Raw genomic sequence first — 5,484 nt, forward strand, 5'->3', positions numbered from 1 at the left:
AGCCAAGGCCGGCGTGCTGCTCGTGGGGATGCGCATCCCGCCCAACTACGGGCCGGACTACACCGAGCGATTCTTCTCGCTCTACCCCAGGCTGGCCGGCGAATACAAGGYCCGGCTGGTGCCTTTCCTGCTGGAGCGGGTCGTCGCCAGGCCAGAGTGGTTCCAGGCTGACCGCATTCATCCCACGGCACAAGCGCAGGGCACGCTGCTCGACACAGTCTGGCCGCAGCTCGAGCCACTGCTGAAGGCACCGGCAGCCCGGACCGCGGGGCGCTGAGCCCTTGCGGCGCGGATCATGAAAAAGGCGCCCGGAGGCGCCTTTTTCATGTTTGCGGGCTGTGCTTACTGCGCGCCGGCACCGCTGGCGGCACCCGCTTCCGTCGTGGTGGCGGGCTTGAGCAGCTTCACCTTGGCGCGGTCCTTCAGGCTCTCATAGAAGGCCTCCAGCTGGCTCTGGCCAACCATCTGCCCCAGTTGCTGGGCCTCGCCCTGGCGTTGCGCGGCATCGGCCTGCGCAGGCTGGCTGACCTTGCCGATGCGATAGATGGCGTAGCCGGCGGCACCAAGGTCCACGCCCACGAACGCGGGCAGCTTGGCGGTATCGGCCCGCATCACGGCTTCGACCGCCTTCGGCGGCAGGCCATCGGCCTTGGCGCGAGAGACCGTTACCGGCGCGCCGAAGCCGTCGGCGCCGCCGCTCTTCTTCAACGCCTCGAGACGCTCCGCACCCGCCTTCACGGCGAGCTCGGCCGCCTGCTGGGCGATATAGCCTTCGCGCACCTTGGCCTGCACGTCTTCGAACTTGCGCACCGTGGCCGGGCGATATTCGACGATACGTGCCGCCACCAGCGTGGTCGGGCCCACCTGCACGGCTTCGGTATTGCGCTTGTTCTTGACGGAATCGTCGCCGAACAGGGCCTTGAGCAGCTTCTCATTGTTGAGCGGGCTTTGCGCACCCAGCGCCGGGTTGGGCTGGCGGGTCACGTTGTCGGCGCTCTGGATGGCCAGCTTGAACTTGTCGGCAGCAGGCTTGAGGCTGTCGGACTGTTCGTAGACCGTGTTGCCGAACGAATCAGCCAGTTCGGTGTACTTCTTGGCGGCGAGCTGCTTGCGCAATTCGGCTTCCAGTTCGGTACGGACCTGGTCGAGCGGCTTGGTTTCGGCAGCCTTGATGCCGGTGAGCTTGATGATGTGGTAGCCGTAATCGGTCTCCACCACGTCGCTGATCTGGCCATCCTTGAGCGCATACATCGCATCCTCGAACGGCTTGACCAGTGCGCCGCGGCCCATGAAGCCGAGGTCGCCGCCCTTCTCCGCAGAGCCCGGATCCTGCGATTGCTTGCGGGCCACATCGGCAAACGTTTCGGGATGCTTGCGCAGGTCCTCGAGCAGCTTGGTGGCCTTTTCCTTGGCTGCCTGGCGATCCGCCGCCGGGGCATCCTTGGGCGAGCCGATCAGGATATGGCTGGCGCGGCGCTGCTCTTCCGTGCGGAAGCGCGCGATGTTGCTGTCGTAGTAGGACTTGAGCTCTTCGGGCGTCACCGGCGTCGATGCCGCCAGCGCGTCGGCCGACAGCACCAGGTATTCGACCTTGGCCTGCTCGGGCACCGAGAACTGCGCCTTGTGGCTGTCGTAGTACGCCTTCAGCGCGGCTTCGTCGGGATTGACCTTGGCGGCGAATTCGGCCGGCTTGAGCTGCAGCGCCTGCACCTCGCGCTGCTGGTCGCGAATGGCGATCAGCCGGTCGAGCAAGGACTTCGGCACGAAGGCGGTGGCAGCGATGGAAGTGCCGAGCTGCTGGGTGGCGAGATCGAAACGCATGCGCGCATCGAACTGCTCCGGCGTCATGCCTTGCTGGGCGAGCAGGTCAACATAGGCCTTGTCGTCGATCGTGCCGTCCTTCTTCTTCGGCAGCTGGGCGATGGCGGGAATGCTGCTGATGGTCTCGAACAGGCGTTCGTTGGACACCGTGAGGTGCTTGTTGGCCACCTCATTGGCCACCACGCGCTGCAGGATCAGCTGGTCGAGCACCTGCTGGCGCGCCAGCGCGCCTTCGAATTGGCGCGGATCGTAGTTCGCGCCGAGCATCTGGCGCATGCGCTCGCTCTGGTCACGCACCACGTTATCCACTTCCTGCGCCGTAATGGCGCGGCCATCGACCTTGGCAAGATCGTGCGAGCTGTCCATGAAACGCGAGTAGCTCTCCACGCCGAAGAACACGAACGACGGGAAGACAAGCACCAGCAGCAGCAAAAGCATCAAGCGCCGGTTGTTGCGTACGAAATCAAGCATGCTGACTCAGGAAAAGGGTTGGTACCGAACGGCAAACTCCGGGATTCTATCAGGAGCGGCAAGCTTCACGCGATTTGGCGGCCGGTGCGGCCTCGCCGGGCAACGCCCGATGGCATCCGGCTCGGACAGGAAACCTGCGATATCGCGTACCGTCCCCTCGCGCCAGCAGTGGYTCGGCGGTGCAAAACACCGCCAGATACGCGATCAGGGCCCGCACCCTTGCCGGCCCTCAGGAAAGAGGGGGGAAGACGCGCCGAATGCAGAAAGCGCAAAAAGCAAAACGGGCCGCTAAGGGCCCGTTTTGCTGACTGCGTATTTGGCGGAGTGGACGGGACTCGAACCCGCGACCCCCGGCGTGACAGGCCGGTATTCTAACCAACTGAACTACCACTCCTGTATCGGTGCGGCAGCACGCGTCATCTGTGTGGATTGTCTTGCGGCAGGAGCGTGGTGGGTGCTGAGGGGCTCGAACCCCCGACCTACGCCTTGTAAGGGCGCCGCTCTACCAACTGAGCTAAGCACCCGCTCGTACCGCAGCCGCACTGCATGCTGCAAGCATCGCCGCGCACATATCAGAGTAATTACTGCTGTTTGCGTTGCGAGGGCGCAAGTGTAATACAGCCCCTGGCATTTTGCCAAGTATTCTTCGCGGACATTTTGAGAAACGCAAAAAGCACCCGCTGCCTGCACGCCTGCGGCGCCGAACAATGTGAGGCGAAATAGAAAAACGCCGCGGGGAAAAGCCCGCGGCGTTTTCAAAAGCGGCCTGCTTTGGCAACGCCCGGCCCGGATCGCAGGATCCGGGCAGCGCCATCGCCGGCGTCAGTGATGAATCATCTCGACCTTGGCAGCACCCTTGTCCGCCACATCGGCGGGCTTGGCCACTTCCTCCGGCAGAGGCTCGGGCTTGCGCTCGAGCGCGAGTTCCAGGACCTTGTCGATCCAGCGCACCGGGACGATCTCGATGGCGTTCTTGACGTTGTCCGGGATCTCCGCGAGATCCTTCACGTTTTCCTCGGGGATCAGCACCAGCTTGATACCGCCGCGATGGGCCGCAAGCAGTTTCTCCTTGAGGCCGCCGATCGGCAGGACTTCACCGCGCAACGTGATTTCCCCGGTCATGGCCACGTCGGCGCGCACCGGGATACCCGTGAGCACCGACACCAGCGCCGTGGTCATCGCACCGCCGGCCGAAGGACCATCCTTGGGGGTGGCGCCTTCGGGCACGTGGATGTGGATATCGCGCTTCTCGAACATCTCGTCCGTAATGCCCAGACGACGTGCCCGCGAGCGCACCACCGAACGTGCGGCCTCGACCGATTCCTTCATCACGTCGCCCAGCGAACCGGTGCGGGTGATGTTGCCCTTGCCCGGCATGATCGCGGCTTCGATGGTCAGCAGATCGCCGCCCACTTCCGTCCACGCCAGACCGGTCACCTGGCCTACCTGGTTTTCCTTGCCGGCCAGGCCGAAGTCGTACTTGCGCACGCCAAGGAATTTATCCAGGTTCTCCGATGCCACCTTGACCGTGCCCGTTTCCTTCTTGAGCAGCAGCAGCTTGACCACCTTGCGGGCGATCTTCGACACTTCACGCTCGAGCGAGCGGACGCCCGCTTCACGCGTGTAGTAGCGAATGATGTCGCGCAGGGCGTCTTCGCTCACTTCCATCTCGCCTGCCTTCAGACCATTGTTCTTGATCTGCTTGGGCAGCAGGTAGCGCTGGGCGATGTTGACCTTCTCTTCCTCGGTGTAACCCGACAGGCGGATCACTTCCATCCGGTCCAGCAGCGGAGGCGGAATGTTGAGCGAGTTCGAGGTCGCCACGAACATCACATCGGACAGGTCGAAATCGACCTCGATGTAATGGTCCTGGAAGGTGTGGTTCTGTTCCGGGTCCAGCACCTCGAGCAATGCCGACGAAGGATCGCCGCGGAAATCCATGCCCATCTTGTCGATTTCATCGAGCAGGAAGAGCGGATTGCGCACGCCGACCTTGGCCAGGCTTTGCAGGATCTTGCCGGGCATCGAGCCGATGTACGTGCGGCGGTGGCCGCGGATCTCGGCCTCGTCACGCACGCCGCCCAGTGCCATGCGCACGAACTTGCGGTTCGTCGCGCGCGCCACCGACTGGCCGAGCGAGGTCTTGCCCACGCCGGGGGGGCCCACCAGGCACAGGATCGGCGCCTTCACCTTGTCCACGCGCTGTTGCACCGCGAGATACTCGAGAATGCGTTCCTTGACCTTCTCGAGACCGTAGTGGTCTTCATCCAGCACGCGCTCGGCGTTGGTCAGGTCGTTGTTGACCTTGCTCTTCTTGCGCCACGGCAGGTTGACCAGCGTGTCGATGTAGTTGCGCACGACAGTGGCTTCGGCCGACATCGGCGACATCAGCTTGAGCTTCTTGAATTCGGCGTCGGCCTTCTTCTTGGCTTCCTTCGGCATGCGCGCGGCCTTGATGCGCTTGTCGAGTTCTTCCAGGTCGGCACCCTCTTCGCCTTCGCCCAGTTCCTTCTGGATGGCCTTGACCTGCTCGTTGAGGTAGTACTCGCGCTGGCTCTTCTCCATCTGGCGCTTGACGCGGCCACGGATGCGCTTTTCCACCTGCAGGATGTCGATCTCGCCCTCGAGCTGCGACAGCAGGCTCTCCAGGCGCTCGGTGACATTCACCATCTCCAGGATCTTCTGCTTCTGCTCGAGCTTGATCGGCAGATGCGCGGCGATGGTGTCGGCCAGGCGACCCGGCTCGTCGATGCCCGACAGCGAGGTCAGGATCTCGGGCGGGATCTTCTTGTTCAGCTTCACGTACTGGTCGAACTGCGACACGATGGCGCGGCGCAGCGCCTCCGTCTCGGCGGTCTCGACCGGACCCGGCGGCACGGGCACGGCTTCGCACATGAAGTGCGACTCGTCTTCGCTCACTTCGCGGATATTCGCGCGCTGCGTGCCTTCCACCAGCACCTTGACGGTGCCGTCGGGCAGCTTGAGCATTTGCAGGATGTTGGCGATGCAGCCTACCTCGTAGAGGTCGTCGGCGGTCGGCTCATCCTTGGCCGCCGTTTTCTGGGCCACAAGCATGATGCTTTTGCCCGCCTCCATCGCAGTTTCCAGCGCCTTGATGGACTTCGGACGTCCCACGAACAGTGGGATCACCATGTGCGGAAACACCACCACGTCGCGCAGGGGCAACAGTGG

At 63.5% G+C, this 5,484-nt stretch carries 3 protein-coding genes and 2 tRNA genes; 1 reads left to right on the top strand and 4 read right to left on the bottom strand.

The genetic code is table 11. From position 1 onward, the window contains the following. On the top strand, positions 1-277 hold a 277-nt coding region (locus tag AC1DKD_RS38605), incomplete at its 5' end, for an SGNH/GDSL hydrolase family protein (protein ID WP_477144510.1). A gap of 65 nt (positions 278-342) precedes the next feature. On the opposite strand, the gene AC1DKD_RS38610 is transcribed toward AC1DKD_RS38605, so the two are convergent. From AC1DKD_RS38610 to lon, 4 genes are all read right to left on the bottom strand, one after another. Beyond that, positions 343-2,292 carry a SurA N-terminal domain-containing protein gene (locus tag AC1DKD_RS38610; RefSeq protein WP_441634882.1) on the bottom strand — a complete coding sequence of 650 codons (1,950 nt, stop codon included), beginning with the start codon at positions 2,290-2,292 and terminating at the stop codon, positions 343-345. 317 nt (positions 2,293-2,609) lie between these two features. Next, positions 2,610-2,686 (bottom strand) — tRNA-Asp (locus tag AC1DKD_RS38615). A 54-nt stretch (positions 2,687-2,740) separates the two neighbouring features. Then, positions 2,741-2,816 (bottom strand) — tRNA-Val (locus AC1DKD_RS38620). A gap of 298 nt (positions 2,817-3,114) precedes the next feature. Further along, a partial coding sequence (gene lon, locus AC1DKD_RS38625; protein ID WP_477144511.1) for an endopeptidase La occupies positions 3,115-5,484 on the bottom strand: 2,370 nt, incomplete at its 5' end.

This window comes from Cupriavidus sp. 05T313, from assembly GCF_056396665.1.